A 26,193-nucleotide genomic window follows, 5' to 3' on the forward strand; every position below is an offset into this window, starting at 1 on the left:
AGACAGCCTCAGGCATGCCTCTGGGAGGCTCTCGCAAGCCGTCTGCAGCGACTTTGTGGGCTCTCTCGACATTTGGTCGATCGGCTATTCGGTTGCGTCTATGGGCCTCCTGACGCGTCTCACGAGGCCCTTCTTGGAGTCGCCGTCGCAACACAGCGGCCTTAGCTTGGCCGGTCTCTCACTAGGGCTCTTCGCTGGCGAACCGCAGCACGGTGAGCGAGTGGGCCGGCGCGGTCAAATGGGCGGCGTCTGCGATCGCCATCGTCGCTTCCTTAGGCTCGAGGACCGGTGGACTCGCTTCCTGAGCCGAGGTGGGGTTCGTTGCGTCGGGGTCGCCGACGAGGGTCCAGACCTTCGCCCGCTTGGCCGGGGAGGGGAGAGCGGTGAGATCGAGTCGCAACGCCCTCGAATCGCTTTCAGGGTTCACGATCTTCAGGATGACTTCGCCCGTAGCGCTGTCGAGCACGGCCGAAGTGAACAGGCCCGTTTCGCCAGTCAGATCGAGCTCAAGCAGCTTGTCGCCGGCGTTGGCGCCGAAGAGCTTCTGCACGTAGTAGTTGATCGTCGGGTAGACGGCCTGGTTGTCGAAGTAGACGAGGTCGGGCCGCCATTGGGTGTGGCCGTTCTTCGCCAGCAGCGGGGCGTACGACGCCATCACGACCACGTCGCCGTTGCGTTCGAGCTGCGTCATGTACGCCGCCTCCGCGAGCGCCGAGCGCAGCGTGGACTGGCGGTCGCGGTCATGGGCGGCGTACTCGCCGACATAAACCTTCGAGCGCGATCGGTCGAACGCGTCGTAACGCCCGGCGTTCTCAAGGAACCACCCGGGCGGCCGGTAGTAGTGCTCGTCAACGATCGGCACACGCAGCCGATTGGCGATCCGCCAACCCTCCTCCCAGTCGGTTCCGTCGGGGAAGGGACCGACGGTGCCGATCACCGTGATCTCGGGGCAGCGCTCGCGCAGCGCCTCGTCGATCATTTCGAAGCGTTCTTCGAACTCCGGCGTGATGTGGTCCTCGTTGCCGACGCCGAGGTACTCCAGCCCAAAGGGCTCGGGGTGGCCGGCGGCGGCGCGAACGGCGCCCCAGCGGCTGGTGGGTGGGCCGTTCGCCCACTCCACCAGATCGACGATCTCCTGGATGTAGGCGGGCATCTCTTCCATCGGCAGACCGTCCTGACCGGCGCCGCCCGTGTGCGCCGAGTTCTGGCAGCTGACGGCCGCGGGCACGATCGGCGCCGGCTTGGCGCCGATGTCTTCGCAGAACTGGAAGTACTCGAAGTATCCGAGGCCTACCGACTGGTGGTAGCCCCAGATATTCGGCTGCGCGCGACGCTGCTCGATCGGCCCGACGGTGTCCTTCCATCGATACATGTTGGGCAGACCGTTGCCGTGGACGAGGCAGCCGCCTGGGAAGCGGACGAAGCGAGGGTGGAGGCCGGCGATCGATTCTGCCAAGTCGCGACGCAAGCCGTTCACACGTCCCTTGAAGGTGTCGGAGGGGAAAAGCGAGATCACGTCCAGCGCGATCCCGCCCTGCGTCTCACTGAGGAGGACGAAGCGGGCGTCGGGGTCGGTGTCGGTCGCCTCGATCTGGCCCGTGACGCGCCGCCACTTCGAGCCGGTGACTTCAAACGTCGTCTCACCGAGCGGCTTGCCGTCTTTCGATTCGAGCCGCGCGATGAGTCGGTGCGGGGGCGTCTGGTCGTTGGCTTGGCGACCGCCCCAGCGGTGGTCGAGATACAACGGCATCGCGAAGAACGATACGCGGTAGGTTTTCGCGGCCTCGACGGGGACGCCGTCGAACCCCGCGTTCGCAAGCCCGACGCCCCCGCCGACGCGGCCCACTTCGAGCACGGCGTAGTGCGGGTTGTTGGGGTGCAGCGGGCGCGCGAGGTCGAGCGCGACGTTCCCCTCGCCGCCATCGCGACGGACGACTTCCCAGAAGCTCAACGCGTTCCAATCGGTCCTTTCGATGGGGCTGTAGTCGAACGAACGGTTCTGGATCAGCTCAGCGTAGAGCCCGCCGTCGGCGGCGTAGTTGATGTCCTCGAAGAAGACGCCGAACAGGTCCGAGCTGATTGGCTTGCCGGGCCCGCGGACGGAGAGCGTCGTCGGCTCGGCGGCCGCCGCCAGGCTCGAACATCCGGCGATGACCGCGCCGAGCAACAACAAAGAGGGCTTCATCTCGATCTCAGGTGGGGGCGAGCGTGATCACCGGCTCAGACGAGGATGTCTTTCACGACGTGTCCCGCGACGTCCGTGAGGCGGAAGTCGCGGCCTTGGTAGCGGTACGTAAGCCGCTTGTGATCGACGCCCAAGAGGTGCAGCATCGTGGCGTGCAGGTCGTGGACGTGGACGACGTTCTCGATGGCGTTGTAGCCCAGCTCGTCGGTGGCGCCGTAGGTGACGCCACCCTTCACGCCGCCGCCAAAAAGGGCCATCGAGAAGCCCTTGATGTGATGGTCACGGCCGAGCTTCGAGTTCGCGGCCTTCTTCTGCGCCATCGGCGTGCGGCCGAACTCGCCGCCCCAGACGACGAGCGTGTCCTCGAGCATGCCGCGTTCCTTGAGGTCCGACAGTAGCGCCGAGGTCGGCTTGTCGACCGACTCGCAAGACTGCTTCATGAAGCCGTCGAGGTTGTCGTGATGGTCCCAGCCGCGGTGGTAGAGCTGCACAAAGCGCACGCCCCGCTCGGCGAGGCGTCGGGCGAGCAAGCAGTTGTAGGCGAACGAGCCGTCGGCGCCGCTGACGCCGTAGGCGTCGAGGACGTGCTGTGGCTCGTCGGAGATGTTGGTGAGCGTCGGGACGCTCGCCTGCATGCGGAACGCCAGCTCGTACTGCGAGACGCGCGCGGCGATCTCCGGGTCGTCGGCCTCGGCGTTGTGCAGGCGGTTGAGGGCGCCGAGCGTTTCGACGACGTCTTGCTGCCGCTGTGTATCGACCCCGGGCGGGTTGCTGACGTAGTGGACGGGCTCGCCCGTCGAATGGAACGTCACGCCCTGGTGCTTGCTCGGCAGAAAGCCGCTGTGCCACTGGCGCGACGAGACGGGCTGCGGGTAACGGCCGCTTCGGCTGGTCATCACGACGAAGCCCGGCAGGTCGTCCGCTTCGGACCCGAGTCCGTAGTTGATCCAGGCGCCCATGCTCGGCCGACCGCTGATGCTGGTGCCGGTGTTCATGAACGTGTGAGCCGGGTCGTGATTGATCTGCTCGGTGACCATCGACCGGACGATGCACATGTCGTCGGCGTGCTGCGCCATGGAGGGCAGGAAGTGGCCGATGCGCTGGCCCGATTGACCGTACGAATCGAACTTCGCGCGCGGGCCCCAGCAGAGCAGCTCTTTGCCTTGCAGCTGCGCGATCGGCTGACCGGCGGTGTAGCTCTCGGGCATCGCTTGGCCGTCGAGCTTGGCGAGCTCGGGCTTCTCGTCGAAAAGCTCAAGATGACTCGGCCCACCCGCCATGCAGAGGAAGATGACGCGCTTGGCGCGCGCGGCGTGATGCAGCACGGGCAACGCGCCCTTCGTCGCCAGCAGCGGGTCGGTCGGCGCCGTCGATCCTAAGGCGCTGCGGCCCAACAGGTTCGACAAGGCGAGCGCCCCCAAGCCCAGAGCCGATTGGCCGAGGAACGTGCGGCGTTGCATCGAGAGGTCGTATGGATTGATCGACATAGAAGATTCCCGCTGGCTGGGAGTGACCCACTTGATGAGAGCGACCCGTTGGCTGGGCACGATTAGTCGCGGGTGATCGTTTCGCTGAGGTTGATGAGGGTCCGTCCGACCGAGGTCCAGGCGGCGAGTTCCGCGGTGGCGACGCCCTCGGGCCGCGGCGCCACGCCGACCGCGAGCAGCTCCTCGGCCGCTTGTGGCTCGGCGGCGTAATGGTCGCGGTGCTTCGCTAGCAGGTCGGCGAGCGCCGCCACTTCGTCACGGTGCGGCTGGCGCCCGGTCGCCTCGCGCCACGCCCAACGGAGCCGCGCGTCGTCGGTCGCCGGCTTGGCCGGTTCGGTCAGCGCGCGAGCCGCCAAGGCGCGCGACGCTTCGACGAACGAGGGGTCGTTGAGCAGCACCAGGGCGGCGCTGGGGGTGTTCGACACAGGGCGCTGGGCGGTGCACTCTTCGCGCGTCGGGGCGTCGAACGCCAACAGCCACGGGTGCAGGTACTGCCGCTGCCAGTGCGTGTAGACGCCACGGCGGTGTTGGTCGTCGCCCTGCGAGGCTTGGTAATCCCGCTCGGGGAACGCCAGCTGGGCGTAGTAGCCTTCCGGTTGATAGGGATAGGCGAATCCTCCGCCGAACTGGTGCTTCAACAGGCCGCTGACTTGCAGGGCCGTGTCACGGAGCTGCTCGGCTTCGAGGCGCATCCGCGATTGCCGGGCGAGCAGGCGGTTCTGTGGGTCGAGGTCTTGCAACTCGTATCGCGGCGCCGAGTCCTGGCGGTAGACGCTGGAAGTAACCATCAAGCGGATGACGTGCTTGAGGTCCCAGTCGCTCTCGACGAGTTCGAGCGCGAGCCAATCGAGTAACTCGGGATAGGTTGGCGGCTCGGTCTGCGAGCCCATGTCGATCAACGTCTTGGTAAAGCCCGAACCGTAGTAAAGCCGCCATAAGCGATTGACGACGACACGCGGCGTCACCGGGTTCTCTTCGCCCGACACGAGCCAGCGGGCGAGGTCGAGGCGCGTTAGCCGACTGTTCTCGTCGCTGGCCGGCCCATTCAGCACGGCGGGTGTCGCCGGCGTTACCACCTCCCCCGACTTGTCCATCCAGTCACCGCGTGGCAAGAGGCGGACCTCGTGGGGTTCGACGGCTTCCGTGACGAGTGTCGGCGTGAACTTCGCCTCGAGATCGACGCGTTGATGGCGCATCTCGGTGAGCTTCTTCATCAGCTCGGGTGTCTTGTCGGGCGAGGGCATCTTGCCCGAGAGTTGCTTTTCGAGCTCGGCGATCTGGGCGTCGATCTTCTGCAATTGCTCGTAGACGGGCAGCGTCCACGCCAGCATCTCCGGCGGACGCATCGCGGGGGACGTATTCTCGGCGATCGGCACGAACGACGCGTAGTGATCGACGTCGGCGAAGAACGCCCCCATGCGAAAGAAGTCGCGTTGGCTGATCGGGTCGAACTTGTGATCGTGACACTCGGCGCAGCCCATGCTCGCGGCGAGCCACACCTCTGAGACGTTCCGCACCCGGTCGGCCATCATCTTGGCGCGGTACTCGTCGTCTTGGATGCCGCCCTCGTGGGAGGTTTGCAGGAGACGGTTGTAGCCCGTGGCGACACGCTGCCAGAGATCGGGGTTCGGCAAGAGGTCGCCGGCGAGTTGCTCGACGGTGAACTCGTCGTACGGCTTGTTCTCATGGAACGACTTGAGGACGTAATCGCGGTACGGCGCGATGCGGTGGTCCTGGTCGCCGTGGTAGCCGACGGTGTCGGAGAAACGCACGAGGTCGAACCACCACGTCGCCATCCGCTCGGCGTATCGCGGCGACTCGAGCAGCGAATCGACGAGGCGCTCGTACGCGTCGGGGCGGTTGTCGGCCAAGAACGCATCGAGCTGAGCCGTTGTCGGCGGCAGTCCCGTCACATCGAGATAGACGCGGCGGGCGAGCGTTTCGCGATCGGCTTCGGGTGAAGGCCGTAGGTCTTGCGTGGCGAGCTTGGCGAGAATGAAGCGATCGATCGCGTTTCGGGACCAAGTATCGGTCTCAGCCGCGGTCGGCTCGGCTCGCTTCAGCGGCAGGTAGGCCCAATGCAATTGGTACTCCGCGCCTTCAGCGATCCATTGCCGCAGCTTCTCGGCGCCCGCCGGGGTGACGGCCGGGCGGTTCGCCGAGGGGGGCGGCATCTGGTAGTCGGGGTCGTCCGACAAGACCCGGGCGAGGACCTCGCTCGAATCGGGATCGCCCGCGACGACGGCCCACTCGGTGGTGTGCTCGAAGCTGTCGAGCCGCAGCCCCGCTTCTTGCGTGCCGGGACCGTGGCAGGCGAAGCAGCTGTCCGACAAGATCGGCCGGATGTCGCGGTTGAAGTCGATCCGCGCAGGCTCCCCGGCGATGGCAAACTTGGCGGCGCCGAGGGTGATTAACAATGCGCCGGCGAAAAGCCAAGCTTGAAGAGGCGTTTGAAGAGGTCGCATCCTTCCAGGATAGCAAGGACTAGCGACTCCGAAACGCCGCAAACGAGCCTCAAATCGAGTCCGCGCGATGGGGCGGGACACGTGACGGGTTTCACCGGCTTGGCCGCCGGGGCGGCGGCGAACTGATCGATGGATGACATCTTCGAGGCTTTTAGGGCGAATCTGGCGGAATTGTGAACCCCTTTGGTCCTTGTTGGGCACTTAGGCAGTGTAAGGATCGAACCGGGGCGTCCGTTTGGGGGGAACATCGCCGCGAGATGGATTCGGTCTGAGTTACGAGGCGATTGGTTAGCCCCGGATCAAGACATCCCGCGATGTGGCTTCACGGTTGCGGCAATAGCAGGCCCCCTAACCCTTTGTGGCAAAAGCACTTAAGCCTGCATCCAATTGTCCTAAAATAGGGCTGTCCTAGTGTGTCGGAATTCAACTCACCCTGGTTAGAGTGATAGTGCGGATGGAGGCTTGCCCGCCCATCTGAGGGGCCCTCATCGGGCTGCTCGGCTAGGCAGGTCGGCTTTGCTACGCGAGTCCAGTAGCGTACGCTGCTGATCGCTGGGCTAGCATCACGGCCTCCCCCCTTGTCTGAAAGCCTCACGGCAACTCATCCCTCGACGCCTAGTTTCATTTCCGCGGAGTGACCTCATGAGATGCACACGATTGTTCTCCCTCTTCCTAGCGGGAGCGTTCTGCGCACCTGCGCTGTCGGCCTCGATCTGGGTGCCGACGAACTACGGGAATGGCGCCGACGCCGAAGTCCGTGAATCGGCCCCGACTCAGAACCGCGGCACGAGCACCGAGATTGCCTCGCGGATCAAGAACACCGCGCCGCAGGGCGATCCCGGCGATGGCGGCGACCGTAATAGTCTGATCTACGTGAAGATCGACCTGACGAACGCCCAGATGCCCGGCGATGGCAAGACGGCGTTCCGGATGACGTACCGTAACAACAACATGACGTCGGCCCGCGTCATGGACCTCCAGACGCCGAACCCCGCGCTTCGTACGGGCATGGCATTCTACGGTCTGGCGTCCGGACAAACCTGGGATGAATCGACGATTACGTACGCGAACGCTCCTGGCATCAACTTCCCTGGCGACGCGAACGTTGGCACCCGCGACCTGAACTCCGACTTGACGTTCCTCGGCACCAAGTCCTTCTCGGACGTTGGCGACGCCGGTTTGGGAATTGCGGGGTCCAACTGGAACCCCGTCGGTGGTGAGTTCAAGTTCGAGAGCGCTGCGCTCGACGCCTTCGTCCAAGCGGCCATCGACAACGGCGACTCGGAAGTGACCATCGTCTCGCACGTCCTTCACAGCGGCGATCCGGTGTTCTCGTATCTCACCCAGTGGATCAACTTCAACTACCTGTTCAATCCCAAGGAACAGGTCACGCTGAATGCCGACCCGAACTTCGACGCGGACGTGCTCGACGCCAACAACGCCTTGGGCAGTCCTTGGTCGTCCGCCGACAACAGCACCGGCGCCTTCTCGCCGGCGTTGCTGCTGGTTCAGGTTCCTGAGCCGACCGCCGCATTGCTTTGCCTCGGCGCCCTGGCCGGTCTGGCGGGCGCCCGTCGCCGCGGTTGATCGCAGCCGCTGGAAGTTCGACTTGATCTGACTACCGGGGCTCCCAGGCATCGCTTGGGGGCCCCGGTTTCTTTTCAGGCGTTGGCTGTCTTGAAATAAGCCCACGCGCAACGGGCGGTCGCTCGACCTCGTTGACTAGAATAGAGCGAGAGGCGGACTCAGCCAGCGGCGGGTCCCTTTTCTGCCATCCTTCTTTTCAGTTCCCGCATAGAGGCACGCTTCCCATGGCTCGTTGGGGATTTCTCGTCACGGCTGCGACGACGCTTGTTTGCTTGACGAATGGCGAAACGCTCGCGCAGATCGATTACACCAACTGGAACCCCGCGTTGACCGGCTCTCAGGAGTGGCAGATCGACGGCAACTGGAGCCCCGCGACGTTCCCCAACGATCCCGGTCGTGTCGATACCGTTCCAGAGGTGATTGAGAACGTCACCGGCGCCAACGTCTCGGTTCCGCTGGGCGCCGACCTCAACCTCAGCGTTGGCACGAGCGACGTCACGGTGGCTGCGCTCAAACTTGGCGGCACGGCGGGCCCAGTGACGACGACGATCTCCGCCGGAGCCGGTGGTCGGCTCGTGATGGAGAACAACGAGGACAACTACGTCGTCCCCACGACCCCCGGCGAACCCGACGACATCACCCCCTCCTACAACAACAGCAACGCGTTGATCATCAGCGGCGGAGTCGCCGGCTCGACCAACGTCATCACGGCGCCAATCCTGATCCGTGACGTGCTGGAGGTCGGCTCCTACGGGGACGACCTCATGACCAACGACCTGACCATCAGTGGGCCGATCCAATTCACCAACACGGATCGTACGACCGTGCTGAGTATGAGAGCGCCTGGACGGACGTTGACGGTTACAGGCGATCATACGATTGACGACCTCTTCACATCGACAGAGGGCGCCAATCCGGTCGACTTTGCCTTTAATCAGAGCACCTCGTCCACAGGTACATTGCTACTCCAGGGCAACTTTTCTGGCACGGGCAGCATGCAGGTGGGCCCCCGGACGGGTGGCGGTTCCAGCTATGTTGTCATCAGCGGCGACAACGGCGACCTGAATGGCGGGATCAGCATCGGGCGGGGCACGTATCTGCTTGCCAGCGACACCGCCCTCGGGTCCGAAACGACCGGCAACTTCAAGCAGAACAATCAAACGAACACGCTCGGTGTGAACCTGATCTCCGACAGCGACAGCCGCATCGTTAGCGCGCCGGTTCAACTGTCACAGTGGGTGACGATTAAGGGCGAGAACAGCCTGACCTTCACTGGCGACGTTGCGAATACCAACTCGCGCGGTTTCATCAACCTGCTACCCGCGGGCAAGACCCTGACGCTATCGGGCACCCAAGCGGCCGACGACCAGAGTCCGGCCGACACCAATCCCATCCCGGGCGGCGACACCATCTATACGTTCGATGGCTCGGGGAAGACCGTGGTCACGGGCCTGATGAAGGACCATCTGTCTGACGACCTTCCCGAGAACGCCAACGCCGAGCGTTCGTTCGGCTTCCGCGGCACCGGCGCCGTTTACCTGCAAGGGAGCATCCAGGACACGCCGCAGATCAGCACCTACCGTGGCTTCACCTACGTGCAAGGGGCGAATGTCCACTTCGCGACGGGCGCCGACTTGGGCGCATCGCAGAAAATTAAATCGACCGGGGGCGCCGTGGGACTCGACAACGGCACGGCCACCGGTCCCGATAGTTCCATTCTCTTGGGCAAACTCAATAACCGAGCCCAACGGGCCCTGCCCCCGGAAGGCGACGTGGTTCGCACGGATGACTATGCAACCGGCGGTCTGATGCTCACGGCGTCAGAGTCGGGAGTGAACCTCAATTTCACTGCCGGCAATCTTGTCAACGCCGCCGATATGTCGGTCGCTGCTCCAGAGCAGGGAATGTCGTACACTGGCACGGTAACGCCGGCAAACAACACCTACCGCTTCGGCGGCGGGTCGGGTGTCATTACCCTTCCGAACGCGAATCAGCTTACCGGCGCCAACTCGCTGGTCGTCATGAATGGTCATGACTTCGGTGATCGGCAAGGACTGGGCGGCGTTCGCATTACCGCCAACAACAACTACACCGGCGCCACACGCATTCAAGGGCGCTCGATGACGACCAACCAAGACGCCGCCGCTGTGGACGCAGGCGTCGCCGGCAGCCAGTTCAATGGCACCACGCTGACGGTCACTTCGCTCGCCAACGGCGGCGCCGCCAGCAGCATCGGTTCGTCGAGCAATGCAGCAAGCAATCTACACATTCAGGGCGGCACCCTCCGATACGAGGGCGCCGCGGCGAGCACCGATCGACTTTTCACGATTGGTACTCGGGGGGCGACGCTCGACGCCTCGGGCTCGGGCGCGTTGGTCTTCAACAACACCGGCGCCCTGACGATCGACACCGCCGAAGCCCGCGATGGCGTCATCAATGGCTTCGCCTTCTCCTTCCAAGCCGGCATTACGCCGTCGAGCCAATCGGTCGCGTACGGGATTGCAGACACCAGCGACTTGGTGCCCGGGATGCAGATCGCCCATCAGCACTTGACGGAAAGCGGTTCGGATGACGACGAGGTGATCACGATTACCGCGATTCAGAGCCCAACTCGCGTTCAGTTCAGCGACCCCGTCAACCTTTTTGCCGGCTCGTCGACGCCTTCGCAGTTCACGTTCATCGACGTCGAGCGTACCTTCACTCTCACTGGCAGCAGCACCGCGAATAACACTCTGCGTCCGGTTATTGCCGATTCTCCGACTGCGGCCGTCAACGTTGCCAAGACCGGCTCGGGCAAGTGGATCCTGGATGCGGCCAATACTTACACGGGCGACACGATGGTCGAAGAGGGCACCCTGAGCATCACGAATGCGTATCTTGCGGATACGGCTGACGTGATGATCGACAGCGGCGCGATCTTCGACCTGAGCTTCGTCGGTTCCGATACGATCGGCGCACTGTTCCTCGACGGGGCCTCGCAGGCGATCGGCACCTATGGCTCGCTCGCCTCGTCGGCCATGTTCAAGAGCTCGTACTTCGCCGGCACGGGCATTCTTAATGTCACCGAGCTGGTCCTTACCGCCATCCCGGGCGATTACAACAACGATGGCATTGTGAACGCGGCGGATTACACGGTGTACCGCGACAATGTCGGCCAGCCCGATGGAACGCTCATCAACGACCTGGTCGGTGGCGTCGTCGGGGCGGCTCAGTACACGCAGTGGGCGGAGAACTACGGCGCCACCGAGCCGCCGCCCGCCGAAGCTTCGTCGCTCAGTGTTCCGGAGCCGACTGCCCTCGTGCTAGCCGGCATCGCAGCCGTCGGCTTCCTTTCGCGTCGGAAGGCGGCATGAACCGCGGGATGAAAGGGGCCGTCTGCATGGCTTTCAGCCGATCGCTGCTTCTTGCCGCGATCGGCATGGGGACGGCGATGGGTAGCGGCGTTGCCGTCGCACAGACCAACGACGCCTATCGAAAGACCGTCACGCAACGCGCCGAGCGGATCGTCGCAGCACTCGATATCTCCGACAGCGGGCAGCGTGATCGCGTTGTCGGTTTGATCGCCGACCAATACGTTGACTTAAGCGACGCGCACGCCGCTCGTGACGCCGCCCTAGAAGAGGAGGGCTCAGACGCTCAGGCGATCCGGGACGCGTCGCACCGCGTTGTTGTCGAACACCATCGCAAGTTCATTGCAACTCTCTCGGCAGAGCTGACGCCGCAGCAAGTGGATGGCGTGAAGAACGGCATGACCTACGGTGTGGTTCCGATAACCTACGAGGGGTATCTGCGGCTTGTGCCAAACCTTAGCGACGAGCAGAAGCGAATGATCCTCGCTAACTTGTTGGAAGCACGCGAATATGCGATGGACGCGGGCTCGTCTGACGAGAAGCACGGCTGGTTTGGCAAGTACAAAGGCCGGATCAACAACCGCCTGTCCGCCGCCGGCATCGATCTTAAGCAGGCCGAACGCGATCTGCCCAAGCGTCGGGCGGCCGAACAAGCGAAGTAATGCGCGACGCCTGCAACGCGTCCGAACCAGATGGGAGTTTGCTTTGAGTATTCGTCTACTTTGCGTAGTCGCCCTCTTCGTATCCGTCTGCCCATTGGCAGAAGGGCAGTATCCGAAGATCACACAGGACGTGGCTGCTGAGAGCCGCGTTCGGCTGGATGAAGTCTTCCGCCGCTCGGACGAGGCGTGGGAGAAGGCGCTACCGGCGATCGATGCGGGCGAGAAGGCCGGCAAACCTTACCTACCCGGCGCTCGGCGTCCGAAAGACCTGCCTCAAGCCGATATCCCGGCCTTCCCCGGCGCCCATGGGGGCGGCATGTACAGCTTCGGCGGTCGCGGCGGCAAGGTGTTTGTCGTCACGACGCTCGCCGACAGCGGGCCGGGGAGCTTCCGCGAGGCGCTCGAAGCGGGCGGGCCGCGGATTGTCGTCTTCAACGTCGCGGGGATCATCGAGCTCAAGAGCCGCCTGATTGTCCGCGCCCCGTACATCACCATCAACGGCGCCACGGCTCCAGGCGACGGCGTCTGCATCGCCGGCGACACGGTCGAACTCGAGACGCACGATGTGGTGATCCGTCACTTGCGGTTCCGCCGCGGCGACACTTGGGTCGGCGATCGCAACGACTCGCTCGGCGGCAACCCGGTCGGCAACATAATGATCGATCACGTCTCAGCGAGTTGGGGCCTCGACGAGAACCTGTCGATGTACCGCCACATGTATCAGCCGCCCGACGGTGGTCCCCAGCTGAAACTGCCGACTGTGAATATCACGATCCAGAACTCGATCTTCAGTGAGGGCCTCGACACCTACAACCACGCCTTCGGCAGCACGCTCGGCGGGTACAACAGCACATTCCACCACAATCTCTGGGCGTGCAACACGGGCCGCAACCCGAGCGTCGGAATGAACTACGACTTCACGTTTGCGAACAACGTGCTTTACAATTGGCGTCACCGCACCGTTGATGGCGGCGATCACCTCAGCTTCTATTCGATTATCAACAACTACTACAAACCGGGACCGGTGACGCCCCGGGATGAGCCTATCGGCCATCGGATCCTCAAGCCCGAACAACGTCGCAGTTCGTACTACTTGCTCGACTATGGTAAGGCCTACGTTGAAGGCAACATTGTCGAAGGGAACGAGCGCGTTACGGCTGACAACTGGGATGGCGGCGTGCAGGTCGATATCCCCGAGCCGCGCGAACCGCTGAAGAAGGGCGTCCGCGTCCTCTCGCAGGACGAGGCCCTCACTATGATCCGCTCCGAAGAGCCTTATCCGCACTCGTACTTGGAGATCGAGTCGGCGCAGGACGCCTACGCCTCGGTGCTCAAGAACGCCGGCGCGACGCTGCCTAAGCGAGACCCGGTCGATGAGCGGATCGTCGAGATGGTCCGCACGGGGACGGTGACGTACGAGGAAGGGAATGGGATTATCACCGACATCGCGCAGGTTGGGGGTTATCCCGAGTACAAGGGCGAGCCCTATGCCGATGCCGACTCTGACGGGATGCCCGACGATTGGGAGCAGTCCAACGGCCTCAATCCGAACGATGCTTCCGACGCCGGCGGCGACCTCAACGGCGACGGCTACACCAACATCGAAGACTTTGTCAACGGCATCGATCCGACGGCGCCGCTGAAAGACTGGCCCGCCCCACGTACTTATGTCGATCTCTTCTGGCAGAGCTTCTGAGCTTGCGAAGGGATTCGTCGCTCGCGTGTCGATCGTCGCCTCGCTTGCTGTAGGCGCGGCCGTCGCCCCGGCAAGCGACGCCATCCTTCCTCGCGACCACAGCGCCAACTTTGTTAAGCGGTTCAACGCCGCCGACAACGAATCGGCTATTAATCTCGTTCCCAACGCCGCGGCCGCGGAGTGGATCGCCTCGAATACACCTCGGTTCGACTGCCCTTCGGGCCGCTTCGTCGAGACGTACTACTACCGCTGGTGGACGTATCGCAAGCACATCAAGGCGACGCCCGATGGCCGCGTCCTGACGGAGTTTATCACGCCGGTCAGCCATGCGGGCGCTCACAACACGATCGCTTGCGCGATCGGTCATCACATCGCCGAGGGGCGTTGGCTGGCGGACAAGGCTCTGCTCGACGAGTACCTGCGTTTCTGGTTCACCGAAGGTCCCAACGGTGGACCGCAGCCGCATTTGCACAAGTTCAGCGGCTGGATCGCAGCCGCGATCGACGGGCGGCGTCGAGTGACAGGCGATGACGCGTTCGCGATCGATTTGCTCGACGCGTTGGTAGCTGACTACTACAGCTGGGAAGAGGAACGTCTACTTCCCAGCGGTCTCTTCTGGCAGCGCGACGTCGCCGACGGCATGGAGGAGTCCATCAGCGGGGGGCGTCATGTGCAGAACGTGCGGCCGACGATCAACAGTTACATGGTGGGCAACGCCCGCGCAATCGCCCACATTGCTCGTGACGCAGGTCGCGGCGAGGTTGCCGTCGAGTTTGAAGAGAAGGCCAACACGCTCGCCGCCAAGTCCGTCGAGGCAATGTGGGACGCCAAAGCCAATTTCTTTAAGGTGCGGCTCGAATCGGATAAGCTCTCGGACGCGCGCGAGGCGATCGGATACCTCCCTTGGCTTCATGGCCTAGCGGGCCCCGCCCACAGCGAGGCCTGGCGACAGACACAAGATCACGATGGCTTCTGGGCTCCCGCCGGGCTGACGACCGCAGAACGCCGCCACCCGTCGTTCCGTACGCGGGGGGTTGGCACGTGCGAGTGGGACGGCGCCGTCTGGCCGTTTGCTACGAGTCAAACGCTCGGGGCAATGGCGGTCGTGCTCCGGGGCCCTGAGCAAACCAATGTCACGCGTCGCGACTACTTCGAGCACCTAATCCGCTACGCCGCATCGCATCAGAGGGACGGCGTGGCTTATATCGGCGAGTACCACGACGAGGTCACTGGAGATTGGCTGATCACCGGCGAAAAAGAGAAGCGGAGTCGCTACTACAATCACTCGACGTTCTGCGACCTCGTTATCACGGGGCTCGCCGGGGTGATACCGCAGGACGATAGCAGGGTTGTTGTTGACCCGATGCTGCCCGCCGACGCCTGGGATTGGTTCTGCCTCGACGGCGTACCATATCGGGGCCGCCAACTATGCATCCTCTGGGATCGCGATGGAACTCGCTATGACCGAATCGCCGGTCTCTCCGTGTGGATTGATGGTAAAATGGAGGCTCACTCTCCGCAGCTAGGCCGCTTGGCGGTGAACTTATCCCGGGGCACCTCTTCAGAATGATGCGTCTGTTCCTCTTGCTAATCGTTGCTCTATGGACATCGCCTAGTTACGCCGATGGCCGTTGGAAATTGCTCTACGATCAACCCGCTAAGGAATGGGTCGAAGCCCTTCCGGTTGGGAATGGGCGGATGGGCGCCATGGTCTTTGGCGGAGTCGCCGAGGAACGGCTGCAAGTCAACGAGAGTTCTGTTTGGACCGGCGGTCCGCATAGCTACGCCCGCCCCGGCGCCGCTCAATATCTCGGAGAGATCCGCAAGCTGCTGTTCGAGGGGAAACAGCGTGAGGCAGAGCAACTCGCCGAGCGTGAGTTCATGTCCGTGCCACTGCGTCAGCAGTTCTACCAACCGATGGCGGACCTTCGACTGAAGCTCGAAGGGATCGACCCTGAGCAGGTGAAGAGCTACCACCGGAATCTCGATTTAAAGACTGCAACCGCTACGACTACCTACACGGCAAACGATGTCCGTTTCGAGCGACGGGTTTTTGCCAGCTTTCCGGACCAGGTCGTCGTCGTCACGCTCAAGGCCGAAAAGGTCGGCGCCCTTGCCTTCACCGCGAGTCTGCCGACTCCTCACACTCGCAACGAAGCGGCCGTTGTTGACGAGACGACGATCGAACGTCGCGCACTGGTGAACGACGCCAACATCGGCGGCGCCGATCGCGCCGAGGGGCAAGTACGGTTCGCCGCTCGCCTACGGGTTGTCGAGACAGACGGTGAGGTTGTGGTTTCCAACGATTCAATGCGTGTCAGTGGGGCGACGCATGCGACGCTCTTGCTGGCGGCGGCGACTAACGTTGCTGACTTCCGCGATCTCACGGCTGATCCGTCGGCGCTCGCCGCCACTGATCTCGACGCGGCTTCCGAACGCTCGTCAGGCGACTTATATCGCCGGCATGTCGCTGACCACCGCGAACTGTTTGATCGTGTCGACCTCCAAATCGGCAGGACCTCTGAAGCCGCGCTCAAGCAGGCGACCGACGAACGGCTCATCGCTTCGAAGACGACGGCTGATCCGGATCTCGCGGCGCTAGTGTTTCACTATGGCCGCTACTTGATGATCGCATCGAGTCGTCCTGGAGGGCAGCCGGCAAACTTGCAGGGCTTGTGGAATCAAGACCTCTCTCCGGCGTGGGGGAGCAAGTACACGGTCAACATCAACACCGAGATGAACTACTGGCTCACCGAGCCGTGCAACCTCGGTGAGTGTAACGGGCCGCTGTTCGCCGCGCTTTCCGAGTTGGCTGAGTCCGGCGCCGAAGTCGCCCGCGAACATTACGCGGCACCGGGGTGGGTGCTTCACCACAACTTCGACCGCTGGCGCGGCGCCGCGCCGATCAACGCCAGCAATCACGGCATCTGGCCCACTGGCGGCGCGTGGCTCTGTCAACACCTCTGGCTGCACTACCTCTACACGGGGGATGAGGCGTTTCTAAGTGAAACGGCCTATCCGTTGATGAAAGGCGCGGCCCAGTTTTTCGCGGCGTATCTCGCCGAAGACCCGCGGAGTGAAAACAGGTGGTTGATCAGTGGGCCGAGCAATTCGCCAGAGCAGGGAGGCCTGGTCATGGGGCCCGCGATGGACCACCAGATCATCCGTGACCTCTTCGCGAATACCATCGCGGCGAGTGAAGTCCTGCAAGTCGATGACGACTTACGGAAGGAACTTCTCGCTCTGCGAGCCCGTATCGCTCCTAACCAGATCGGCAAGCATGGCCAGCTCCAAGAGTGGCTCGAGGACGTTGACGATCCGGAAAATGATCACCGCCACGTCTCACATCTGTGGGGGCTGCACCCTGGCGTTGAGATTTCCCCCGAGACGCCTGAGCTGTTTTCGGCGGCGAAGCGATCGCTCGAAATGCGAGGGGATGAGGGCACCGGCTGGTCGCGCGCCTGGAAAGTAAATTTTTGGGCGCGACTCCGTGACGGCGATCACGCTTACAAAGTGCTCGATGGTTTGATGACGCTAACCGGGTCGCCCAAGTCGAAGCACCGCGGCGGCGGCCTTTACGCAAACCTGTTCGACGCCCACCCGCCCTTTCAGATCGATGGCAACTACGGGGCGACCTCTGGGGTCTGCGAGATGCTCGTGCAGTCGCACCGCGTTACCGCTGATGGCGAGCGACTGATTGAACTGCTCCCGGCGCTGCCCAGTGCTTGGCCCGAGGGCAAAGTCAGCGGCCTCCGCACGCGCGACGGCTTCGAAGTGGCTATCGAATGGCTTGACGGCGTACTTTCCGAGTGCCACGTCAAGTCACTGCTCGGCAAGCCCGCGACGCTGGCTTATGGCGACCTACAAGTGCAACTGCACCTGGGCAGTAACGAATCGACAAGCCTTGACGCCGACCTCCTCGAAACGAGCTCCCGATAATAACGAGAATGTTCGCGAATAAGCCAGCAACAGCCTTCGATACACCGCCATCAATCGACGCTCGCGATCACACGCGATGCTCGTTGGGCGTTTGCCAGTCCTCCCGACCAACTCGAGCCACTACGAAAGCCGTGAAAGCGACCCGATCACTTCTGGTATGCTGCCTCGTGCTCGCCCCTACATTCTTACTGGCCGCAGACTGCGAACGATGGGGCGTTTATGAGATCGAACTGAAGGGCCCGACGGCCGGTAACCCTTTTCTCGGCGTCAACCTATCGGCAACGTTCGAGCAGGGTGATCGTCGCATCGACGTCACCGGATTCTACGACGGGGACGGCGCCTATCGCATTCGGTTCTGCCCGCCTACGACCGGCGAGTGGTCGTACTCGACGGTGAGCAATGCCGCTGAATTGAAAGGCAAGGAAGGGACCTTCGAGGTCGGCGCGCTGTCCGAGGGCAACCACGGGCCAGTCGAGGTGGCGCACGTAGCCCACTTCGCCTACGCCGACGGCACGGCCTATAAGCCGGTCGGCACCACCTGTTACGCCTGGACCTCGCAGACAGAAGAGCTTCAAGAGAAGACGCTCGAAACACTCGCCACGGCGCCGTTCAACAAGATCCGCATGTGCGTCTTTCCCAAGTGGTACTCGTGGAACGAAGTCGATCCGCCACAGTACGCTTACGAGGGGACGGCGCCCAACCAGTGGGACTTCTCGCGCTTCAATCCCGCCTTCTTCCGTAGCCTTGAGAAACGGATCACGCAGCTTGGCGAGATGGGAATCGAAGTCGATCTGATTTTGTTGCACCCCTACGATAATGGCCGCTGGGGCTTCGACAACATGCCTCCGGAGGCTTGCGATTTCTATCTGCGGTACATCGTCGCGAGGCTCGGCGCCTATCGCAATGTGTGGTGGTCAATGGCGAACGAGTGGGACTTCGACAAGAACAAGACTCGCGACGACTGGACGCGGATGATCGGCGTTGTGCATGACGCCGACCCCTACGGCAAGCTGCTCGGAATTCACAACGGCTGGGAGCTCTACGACCACAACCATCCCTACTTGACGCACGCCAGCATCCAGAATGGCTCGGCCGCCGAGGAAGCGGGCCGCGCGGCGCTGTACCGCGACGTTTACCCTAAGCCAATTCTGCTCGATGAGGTCAAGTATGAGGGCGACATCCCGCTGCGATGGGGCAACCTCTCTGCGGAGGAGATGGTGCATCGCTTCTGGGAAGGGACGATCGCCGGCTGCTACGTCACTCACGGCGAGTGCTATTTAGCGGACGACGATGTGCTCTGGTGGGCAAAGGGAGGCGTGCTCAAGGGCGAGAGCCCGCAGCGGATCGCCTTCTTAAAGAAGGTGCTCGATGGCTCACCCGCCGAGGGGATTGATCAGATCGACAAGTGGCAGCACCCGAACATCGCCGGACAGCCGGGAGATTACTACTTGGTTTACCTGGGCGAACAGACGCCCGATTCGTGGGAGTTCTGTCTCCCGAAGCACGACTTAGCAGATGGCATGCGGTTCAAAGTCGAGGTGCTCGACACTTGGAACATGACCGTCTCGCCGGTCGAAGGCGAGTTCGTTACCAAGCAGCACTCACAGTATCTGTTCAAGGACGAGGCGGGCAAGTTGGTCGACCTACCCGGCAAACCGTGGATCGCCCTCCGGATCACACGGGTGCAGGAGAACTGAGTTGCTTAGATCGCTCGCATTGATCGTTGCCGTCGTGGCGCCGTTCAGCACAAGGACGCAAGCCCAATCCCTTGTCGTCGCGGACGTGGCGGCGAGCCCGCGCGCCGTTGTTCAGCCGGTTGCCGTCGATGAGGTGACTTGGACGGACGGCTTTTGGGCCGACCGGGCGCGAGTGTGCCGAGAGCGTTCAATCCCCGCGATGTGGGAGTTGATGCGGGGCTCAAAGTACAAGCCGTTTTATGAGCACTTCCTGATTGCCGCCGGCGATATGGAGGGAGACTACCACGGCGCCCCGTGGAATGACGGCGATTTCTACAAGTGGATCGAGGCGGCATCGACTGCTATTGCTTGCGAGCCGAACGCCGAGTTGGAAGCCGCCATTGATAAGTCAGTCCGCGCCGTCGTCGCCGCTCAACGAAAGGATGGCTACTTGCACACACCCGTTCTGATCCGCCAGCGGAATGGTGACGCTGCGGCGAAGCCGTTTGCGGACCGCAACGACTTCGAGGTCTACAACCTCGGTCACCTGATGACAGCCGGCTGCGTGCACTATCGCGCAACCGGAAAGCGAGAATTGCTCGACACCGCCGAGCGCGCCGCGCAATTCCTCGAAAAGGCCTTCGCCAACCCGACGCCGCAGATGTCGCGGCAGGCGGTATGCCCCTCGCACTACATGGGGCTGATCGAACTCTATCGCACCACGCGGAATGACCGCTACCTGCTGTTGGCGCAGACGGTAATCGACCTTCGCAACGTCGCCGCGGGCGTCGGCGGTGGGGGAGGGGATGACAATCAGGACCGCATCCCTTTCGTTGACCAACGCGAAGCCGTTGGTCACGCGGTTCGCGCGAACTACCTCTTTGCCGGCGCCGCGGACATGTACCTTGAAACGGGCGACGAGCGATTGCTGCCGGCGCTAGAAGCGGTCTGGCACAACGTGACGCGGAAGAAGCTGTATGTCACCGGCGCATGCGGCGCCTTGTTCGACGGGGCCTCACCGGACGGTTCGCCCAAGCAGAATGAGATCACCCGCATTCATCAGGCGTACGGCCGCAACTACCAACTCCCTAGCGAGACGGCTCACAACGAGACCTGTGCCGCGATCGGCGCGGTGATGTGGAATTGGCGGCGTTACCTAGCGACGGGTGAGGGGCGGCACCTCGATTGGATCGAACTCGCCATGCACAATGCGGTGCTTGCTGGGGTGAGTCTCGAGGGGACCGACTACTTCTATACGAACCCCTTGCGCGTCACCGACCCGCCGCCGCTTGAGTTGCGGTGGTCACGGCAGCGTGAGCCGTTTGTCGTGTCGTACTGCTGCCCGCCGAATGTCGTGCGGACCGTCGCTCAACTAGGTGGCTATGCCTACGGCAAGGCGGACGAGGCTGTCTCCGTGAATCTCTATGGCGCGAGCGTTCTAGAGACGAAACTCAAAGGGGAGACGCTGCGATTGGTCCAGGAAACCGCGTTCCCTTGGTCAGGCCACGTCCGGATACGGATCGAGACCGCGCCTCAGCAACCGTGGACCCTACGCTTGCGGAAGCCTAGCTGGGCTGCTGATATGTCGTTGAAGGTCAACGGAGAAGCGGTTGCGGTCGAGGTCGTTGATGGCTTCGCCGTGGTTCGCCACGCGTGGAACGTTGGTGATGAAGTCTCCGTGACCATTCCGATGCCCGTGGTTTGCCTTGAGTCACACCCCCTGGTTGAAGAGACCCGCGGACAACTCGCCATCAAGCGCGGGCCGATTGTCTACTGCCTCGAGTCGGCCGATCTACCGGCGGGGGTTACCGTTGGCCAACTGCGACTCGACCCCACGGCCGACTTTGCGGTCCGTTACGACGACGATCTGCTCAACGGCATGGCCGTGATCGAAGCCGACTTGCCGATGGTCGAGCCGGAGTCGTGGGACTCGCTCTATCGACCGGCAACTGAAACAGCGACGCGGACGATTCGAGCGCAGTTCATTCCCTACTACGCTTGGGGAAACCGCGGCGGGGAAGAGATGACGGTGTGGGTTCCCCGCGGGAAGACGCCTGACTAGGCAGCAATGTTGTGTGACGATGCCCGTTGTTATCCCTTCGGGTCAATCAATATAGTGGTGTCACCCAAGCGACGCGACCGTCGAGCGTAAGCCGCACGCCTTTGCTGACCCGGACATCGTCGCTTAACTCTCCCGAACTTCGGTCGATCCATCGCACGCGACTTGGTCGCTCTACGACGAAGCTAGCGTCAGAAGCGACGCCATAGCAGACGGCGTGACCGCGGTCGTCGGCAAGTCGCATCGCGGACTCGCCAGGGTTCCATGCGGGGCGCATTGCAACGAGCGCCCGCTTCAACTCCTCAGGCAGCGGGGGCACGTCGGCAAGCGAACCGCCGCCCATCAGCACGGCCCAACCGTCGCGGGGGGTGTTGCAGAATCGGTTGGCGTTGAAGAGCACGGGCTTGGTCGGGTAATAGGTGCGATACTCGCGCACGGCTCTGGCGACCGAGGCGAAGTCACCGGCTTTGACCTTCGATTGTCGCAGGTGCTGTCGCGGCGCCATGTTCGCGCCGCCCGGCGGGGCGTATAGCGACTCGTCGCGCCCGTAGCACCAGTAGCGGATGTCGATAACATCGATGGCGTCGCGACGCTTCGGGTCGGCGAGCAGTGTGTCTTGAACGTCCTTGGCGGCGCTGATAGCGATGAAAGGCTTACGAGCGCCGGCCGCCTTCATCTGGTCGAGCCAGAACTCGGTGAATTCTAGCGGCCCGGTGTACTCATCGCTGGTGAACTGGATCACGTTCGAATTATCGACGAAGTTCTCAACGCATTTCGCTAAATAGCCACGGTGCAGTTTGCGCAACTCTGCATTGTCAGGGTCGTAGAACTGATGAGCGATGAAGATGCGTTTGTCACCGACGTAGGGCGGCGGCTCGGTCAGACCGGTCTCGTTGAGGTTGTTCGCCGGACGCCAAGGGGAATCGGCCCAGTGCGCGCCCGCCTCAAGAATGTTGTGCTGGAAATAGCACTGATGCATCAGCACGAGTCCGCGCTCGTCACAGAGCTCAGCGAAGTCTCGCAGCCGGTCCCAGTACCAAGCGTTGAACTTCGTCAGATCGTACTTGCTGAGCCCGTCCCACGCTCGGCCCTGGCCGCTGCGGGCGAAGGGTTGCTCGAAGAAGGGTGGAGCCACGCTCGCCGTCCCGCGGCGGACCAACAGGTGGTCGTCGCGGCGGCGGTCGTACCAGAGGCCGTAATGATGGTCGTACGCAGAGATGCCGGCGGCGCGCATACCGTCAGCGACCGCGACGAGATCGTCGGTTAGTCCGACGCCGTACCGGCCGGGCGCCCAGCGCGTTATCGACGGCCCGAATTCCACGGCGTCGTCCGGCCGGACTACCCCTCTCCACCAAGTGGGGCTCAGGGTATTTCCTGTCAGCACCTGACCATCGATCGTCAACCAGCCATTGACGATCTTCAAATCATGCCGTTCCGGGGCCGGCCTACTGCTTAGAGTCTTGACGAGCAAATTGAAATGTAACTTTCGGTCATCATCGGGGGGTTTGACCGCCGACAGTCGCTCTTCGATCGCGTCTCTCAGTGTCTTGAGGGGACGATTCGATCGCTGGACAAAACGTCGCGTCTCCTCGAGGGTCGGACTGGTGGACTCGACGGGGTCAAGCAACAGCGGTTCCACTCGCTTCGCGGCGTCCTCGCCGATTCGCTCAGCAAGCTGTGCCTTATATAGGCTTCGCGGGCGGACGAAGTCGCTGAGGCCTGACATCACCCCGTCACCCACGGGCTGCGCCCAGTAACCGATGGCCCAGTTCTGGGCCGTCGGCGGTGAGAAGCAGTGCAGTTGGGCGGCTTGGCATTGGAAAGCCACGCAATTGGCGGCCGACCAACCGGCGCCGGGCGGGTCGAGCCAGCGGTTGGTGAAAACGAGGTCGGCGCCGTCGATTCGGACGTTGTCGTAGAGCACGCCGGAGGCCCAACTCTCGAGCGGCCCGCTATCGCCGTGGGCGTTGTAGGCGTAGCAGTTTACATACGCGTTTGGACCCGGCGCACAGTGACCGACTGCGAAGTCGTTTCGGCCTTCTTCTGCCCAGCAGCGTAGAAAGAGCGTTTGCTGGCCTTGCGTGAAGAACGACTGCCGGCGGTACCCGGCGATCTCAGACACGGGCGTTAGCGCGAGGCAATCCTCGACCGTCGCGTGTCGTACCCCCTCCCGCAGCAGCACGGCTCCACCAGCAAAGCCCTCGAAGCGCATCCGGCGTAACCAGAGGTTCTCCACGTCATTGGCGATGACGCCGTGCCAGCTGTGTTCCTCGTCGAGCGGGTTGTCACTCACTGTTTCGCTACGCAGGGTGAGGTCTTCGACGCCGATCTCACGTAGTCGATGGTTCTCCGTCACGAGCGCGACTTGAGCGCCACCGAATTTCCGGTCAAGGGCGGTCGTCACCGGTGCGTCAAGCGTAACGCGGTCGCCGTCGATAGCCGCAACCGTCCGCTCCCAGCGAACGTCGCACCTTCCGGGTCGCCAGCCAACTCCGTCCGCCCGTGCGCCAAGGGCCTCGATCCATTCCGCGGTGGCAGGGCGCGTGACTAACACGGCGTCACCGACTTTTAGGCTGTTCGCCGGCGGCAACCTGAGGATCGTCGCTCCGACTGGTACGTAGTCGTCAAGAATGCCGATCGGCTCACCCGTCGCCAACCTATCGTGTCCAGACGGCCGAATACGAATTACCGGCCTGCGTCCTTTGCCTGTCGCAATAAGCGTCGTGCGATCGGCGCCGGAGCCACGCAAGACGATGCCGCTTGTTGCAATCTGTAGTTCACCGGCGACACGGTGTATGCCTTGCCCTAGCAGAACGGCCCCACGAAAGCCGTCTTCGTCGGGCGCCAAAGTAGCGATGTAGTCGATTGCCGCCTGGATGCGTTCGCCGTTGTCGCCTTCGATGGCGTCAACAAGAACTCGCGCCGGAGGCGAGGGGATGTCAACGTCGGCGCCGGCGTATCCGCACGATGAGAAGTCGGGGATTCGGTCGCCTCTTTCGTTAGCTTGATACGTTAGCTCGCCTTCTTCGCCGAGCGAAACGGGCGCGGATGGCGAAGCGGCCACAGCCGGTGGCGCCGGGCAAAGTAGAAATAATAGCGCAAGCATTCTGAAAGTCTTCATGCCTCGACCTCTTGATGGGATTCCACGACAACGGGCGGCCGGCGGCGCCAGTAGTTGGCGAGCAGCGATCCCGATACGTTCATCCAAGCGATGAAGATCGCTGCGGGGAGGCCGAGCGTGGCGAGTTTGCCCATATCGGCGGCGATTCCGGTCGCCATGCCGCCGTTTTGCATACCGACTTCAATCGCTACAGTCCGCGCTGACTGCTCGTTCATCCCCAAGAGGCGGCTAACACCGTATCCGAGCAGATATCCCAGGAAATTATGCATGCCAGCGGCGACGATTAGCACGACGCCAACCGCAAGCAAATGATCTCGGCCCTCGGCGGTGGTCATGCCCGTAACGTAGATGATGCCCGCCATCGAGAGAGCAGGCATCGCCTTCGCAATCTGCGGCATGGCGCTAACTACGATGTGGTAGATGACGCCAAACGCGATCCCACCGAGCACCCAGGCGAACAAATCGACACCGAGAGCGATGCTCGGTCTGGAAATCACAATGCCGCCGCCAACATACACTGAGCAGAACACCACGCCCGCTAGGGCGGCGCCCCAGGCTATCGCTTTTCCGCGTACATCGGCGCGAAGGAGATAATCGTGCACCAGGGCCGCTCCTGTCGGCACGATCACAATCTTGACGATGCTCGCCATCATGCTCACGAAGCTGATCGTAACGTCAGTGCCCTCCAGTAACGACGCTGCCATCGTCTTCATCCAGAAGGGCGTTACGATGGGCGCCAAGAGCGTCGCCACGGCGGTAAGAGTTATTGATAGCGCTAGATTTGCCTTCGCGATGTAGGCCATGACATTCGACGCTAAGCCGCTCGAACACGACCCGATCAGGACCATCCCCGCGCCGATCCCCGGCGGCAGCCGGAAGCCAATTGCGATGCCGAAGCCTACAAGAGGCATGATGGTGAACTGACAGAGGAGCCCGATCATCACGGGCAACGGCGTCCGGGCGATGCCGACAAAGTCGCGAATCCCCATCTGAGTCCCCATGCCAAACATCACCGCCTGAATCACTACCAGCAGGAGCAGCTTGTAGTGAGGCGTTCCTGGCGCGAAAGGTTGGAACACCTGCGGGGACAGGAGAGCAGTAACGACCGCCGCCACGATCCAGGCTGTAAACGTTAGCGTACGTAATGCCGGGATGCTCGAGAAGCCGCAGGCCAGCGCCACGAGACCCGACGTTAGTGCGAGCGTAGCGCCGTCATAGGACCCAGCTACATACAGCCCTGCCGCACAGGCAACTAGCGCTAGCGCAACGGCGAGACAGGCCCGCAACAATTGGTGGATCAGCGCAGAGATCACTTCTTCGCTAGGTAAGAGATCGCAAGCCGGGGACTCGACAAGATTGGCGTCTTCGGAGCTGTGTCGCCGAGTTGACTCACGACTCGGGCCATCGACGCCTGCGCTAGCACCACCACATCGCAGGTCGAAGCGAGGTCCAACAGCGCTTCGGCGACCATCGAGTCGTGCTTCTCGGAATCGCCAGACATCAGGCAATCGAAGGCGCCATCGCACAGACGACTGACAATCATCGGCGCAGCGCCGGCCGCAGCGGCGCAACGGCGGATGAGGTCGGTGGTCGGATCGAGCGTCGTCGGTAGCGTGGCGGCGACTCCGATCTTTCCACCGATACGCACCGCTTCGTCCGCCATCGGCTGATCGACTCGCAGCACCGGGATATCGACCAACGCCGCTGATCGCTCGACTGCGTCGCCGATCGATGAGCACGTCACAAGCACTTGGTCCGCACCCGCTTCTTGAGCCGCGTAAACGTGGCTAGCGACACGGTGCGATACGCTCGGTGTAAGTCGGCCGGTTGCGATCACTTCCTTGATTAGGCTGTCGTCAGCGATGTTGAACGTCTCAACGCCCGGGAGTAACTCACTGCACAGGTCAGCAAAGACTGGCACGAGCGTCGCCGAAGTGTGGATTAGTCCGAGTTTCTTCATGCTGCG

Annotated in this window: 14 protein-coding genes; 8 read left to right on the forward strand and 6 right to left on the reverse strand. The window is 62.7% G+C overall.

What is annotated here, in order from left to right:
• Nucleotides 1-181: 181 nt before the first annotated feature.
• From Spa11_RS12740 to Spa11_RS12750, 3 genes are all read right to left on the reverse strand, one after another.
• Nucleotides 182-2,185 carry an alpha-L-arabinofuranosidase C-terminal domain-containing protein gene (locus Spa11_RS12740; protein WP_145112801.1) on the reverse strand — a complete coding sequence of 668 codons (2,004 nt, stop codon included), beginning with the start codon at nucleotides 2,183-2,185 and terminating at the stop codon, nucleotides 182-184.
• Between the two features lie 35 nt (nucleotides 2,186-2,220).
• Complete coding sequence (locus tag Spa11_RS12745; RefSeq protein WP_145112803.1) at nucleotides 2,221-3,672, reverse strand: DUF1501 domain-containing protein; 1,452 nt, start codon at nucleotides 3,670-3,672, stop codon at nucleotides 2,221-2,223.
• A gap of 62 nt (nucleotides 3,673-3,734) precedes the next feature.
• On the reverse strand, nucleotides 3,735-6,137 hold the full coding sequence (locus Spa11_RS12750) for a PSD1 and planctomycete cytochrome C domain-containing protein (protein ID WP_145112805.1): 2,403 nt from the start codon (nucleotides 6,135-6,137) through the stop codon (nucleotides 3,735-3,737).
• A gap of 642 nt (nucleotides 6,138-6,779) precedes the next feature.
• Between Spa11_RS12750 and Spa11_RS12755 the strand changes: the two genes are divergently transcribed.
• From Spa11_RS12755 to Spa11_RS12790, 8 genes are all read left to right on the forward strand, one after another.
• Nucleotides 6,780-7,724, forward strand: coding sequence for a hypothetical protein (locus tag Spa11_RS12755; RefSeq protein ID WP_145112807.1), 945 nt, complete (start codon nucleotides 6,780-6,782; stop codon nucleotides 7,722-7,724).
• 224 nt (nucleotides 7,725-7,948) lie between these two features.
• On the forward strand, nucleotides 7,949-11,077 hold the full coding sequence (locus Spa11_RS12760) for an autotransporter-associated beta strand repeat-containing protein (protein WP_145112810.1): 3,129 nt from the start codon (nucleotides 7,949-7,951) through the stop codon (nucleotides 11,075-11,077).
• A gap of 26 nt (nucleotides 11,078-11,103) precedes the next feature.
• Nucleotides 11,104-11,736: a DUF3826 domain-containing protein gene (locus Spa11_RS12765; protein WP_197529360.1), complete on the forward strand. Its 633-nt coding sequence runs from the start codon at nucleotides 11,104-11,106 to the stop codon at nucleotides 11,734-11,736.
• Between the two features lie 43 nt (nucleotides 11,737-11,779).
• The gene (locus Spa11_RS12770; RefSeq protein ID WP_197529361.1) at nucleotides 11,780-13,432 is read left to right on the forward strand and encodes a pectate lyase family protein; all 1,653 of its coding nucleotides are present in this window, start codon (nucleotides 11,780-11,782) and stop codon (nucleotides 13,430-13,432) included.
• Nucleotides 13,404-15,002, forward strand: a complete 1,599-nt coding sequence (locus Spa11_RS12775; RefSeq protein ID WP_145112813.1) for an MGH1-like glycoside hydrolase domain-containing protein — start codon at nucleotides 13,404-13,406, stop codon at nucleotides 15,000-15,002. Before Spa11_RS12770 ends, Spa11_RS12775 begins: the two co-directional genes overlap by 29 nt.
• Nucleotides 14,999-17,371 carry a glycoside hydrolase family 95 protein gene (locus Spa11_RS12780; protein ID WP_145112815.1) on the forward strand — a complete coding sequence of 791 codons (2,373 nt, stop codon included), beginning with the start codon at nucleotides 14,999-15,001 and terminating at the stop codon, nucleotides 17,369-17,371. The genes Spa11_RS12775 and Spa11_RS12780 overlap by 4 nt, the downstream gene beginning before the upstream one ends.
• Nucleotides 17,372-17,502: 131 nt before the next feature.
• Complete coding sequence (locus Spa11_RS12785) at nucleotides 17,503-19,068, forward strand: DUF5060 domain-containing protein (RefSeq protein WP_197529362.1); 1,566 nt, start codon at nucleotides 17,503-17,505, stop codon at nucleotides 19,066-19,068.
• 1 nt (nucleotide 19,069) lies between these two features.
• On the forward strand, nucleotides 19,070-21,109 hold the full coding sequence (locus Spa11_RS12790) for a glycoside hydrolase family 127 protein (protein ID WP_197529363.1): 2,040 nt from the start codon (nucleotides 19,070-19,072) through the stop codon (nucleotides 21,107-21,109).
• 46 nt (nucleotides 21,110-21,155) lie between these two features.
• Here Spa11_RS12790 and Spa11_RS12795 read toward each other — a convergent pair whose 3' ends face one another.
• The 3 genes from Spa11_RS12795 to Spa11_RS12805 are packed head-to-tail and all read right to left on the reverse strand — an operon-like array spanning nucleotide 21,156 to nucleotide 26,187.
• Entirely contained in the window at nucleotides 21,156-24,227 is a 3,072-nt protein-coding gene (locus Spa11_RS12795) for a DUF6298 domain-containing protein (RefSeq protein ID WP_145382929.1), read from the reverse strand.
• A complete protein-coding gene (locus tag Spa11_RS12800) occupies nucleotides 24,224-25,540 on the reverse strand; it encodes a bile acid:sodium symporter family protein (RefSeq protein WP_145112823.1) in 1,317 nt (438 codons plus the stop codon). The genes Spa11_RS12795 and Spa11_RS12800 overlap by 4 nt, the downstream gene beginning before the upstream one ends.
• Nucleotides 25,537-26,187 (reverse strand): aspartate/glutamate racemase family protein, encoded by a 651-nt coding sequence (locus Spa11_RS12805; RefSeq protein ID WP_145112825.1) that lies wholly within the window; start codon nucleotides 26,185-26,187, stop codon nucleotides 25,537-25,539. The genes Spa11_RS12800 and Spa11_RS12805 overlap by 4 nt, the downstream gene beginning before the upstream one ends.
• Nucleotides 26,188-26,193: the final 6 nt, after the last annotated feature.

Origin of the sequence: Botrimarina mediterranea (assembly GCF_007753265.1) — a bacterium.
In the GTDB taxonomy this organism is placed as follows: domain Bacteria; phylum Planctomycetota; class Planctomycetia; order Pirellulales; family Lacipirellulaceae; genus Botrimarina; species Botrimarina mediterranea.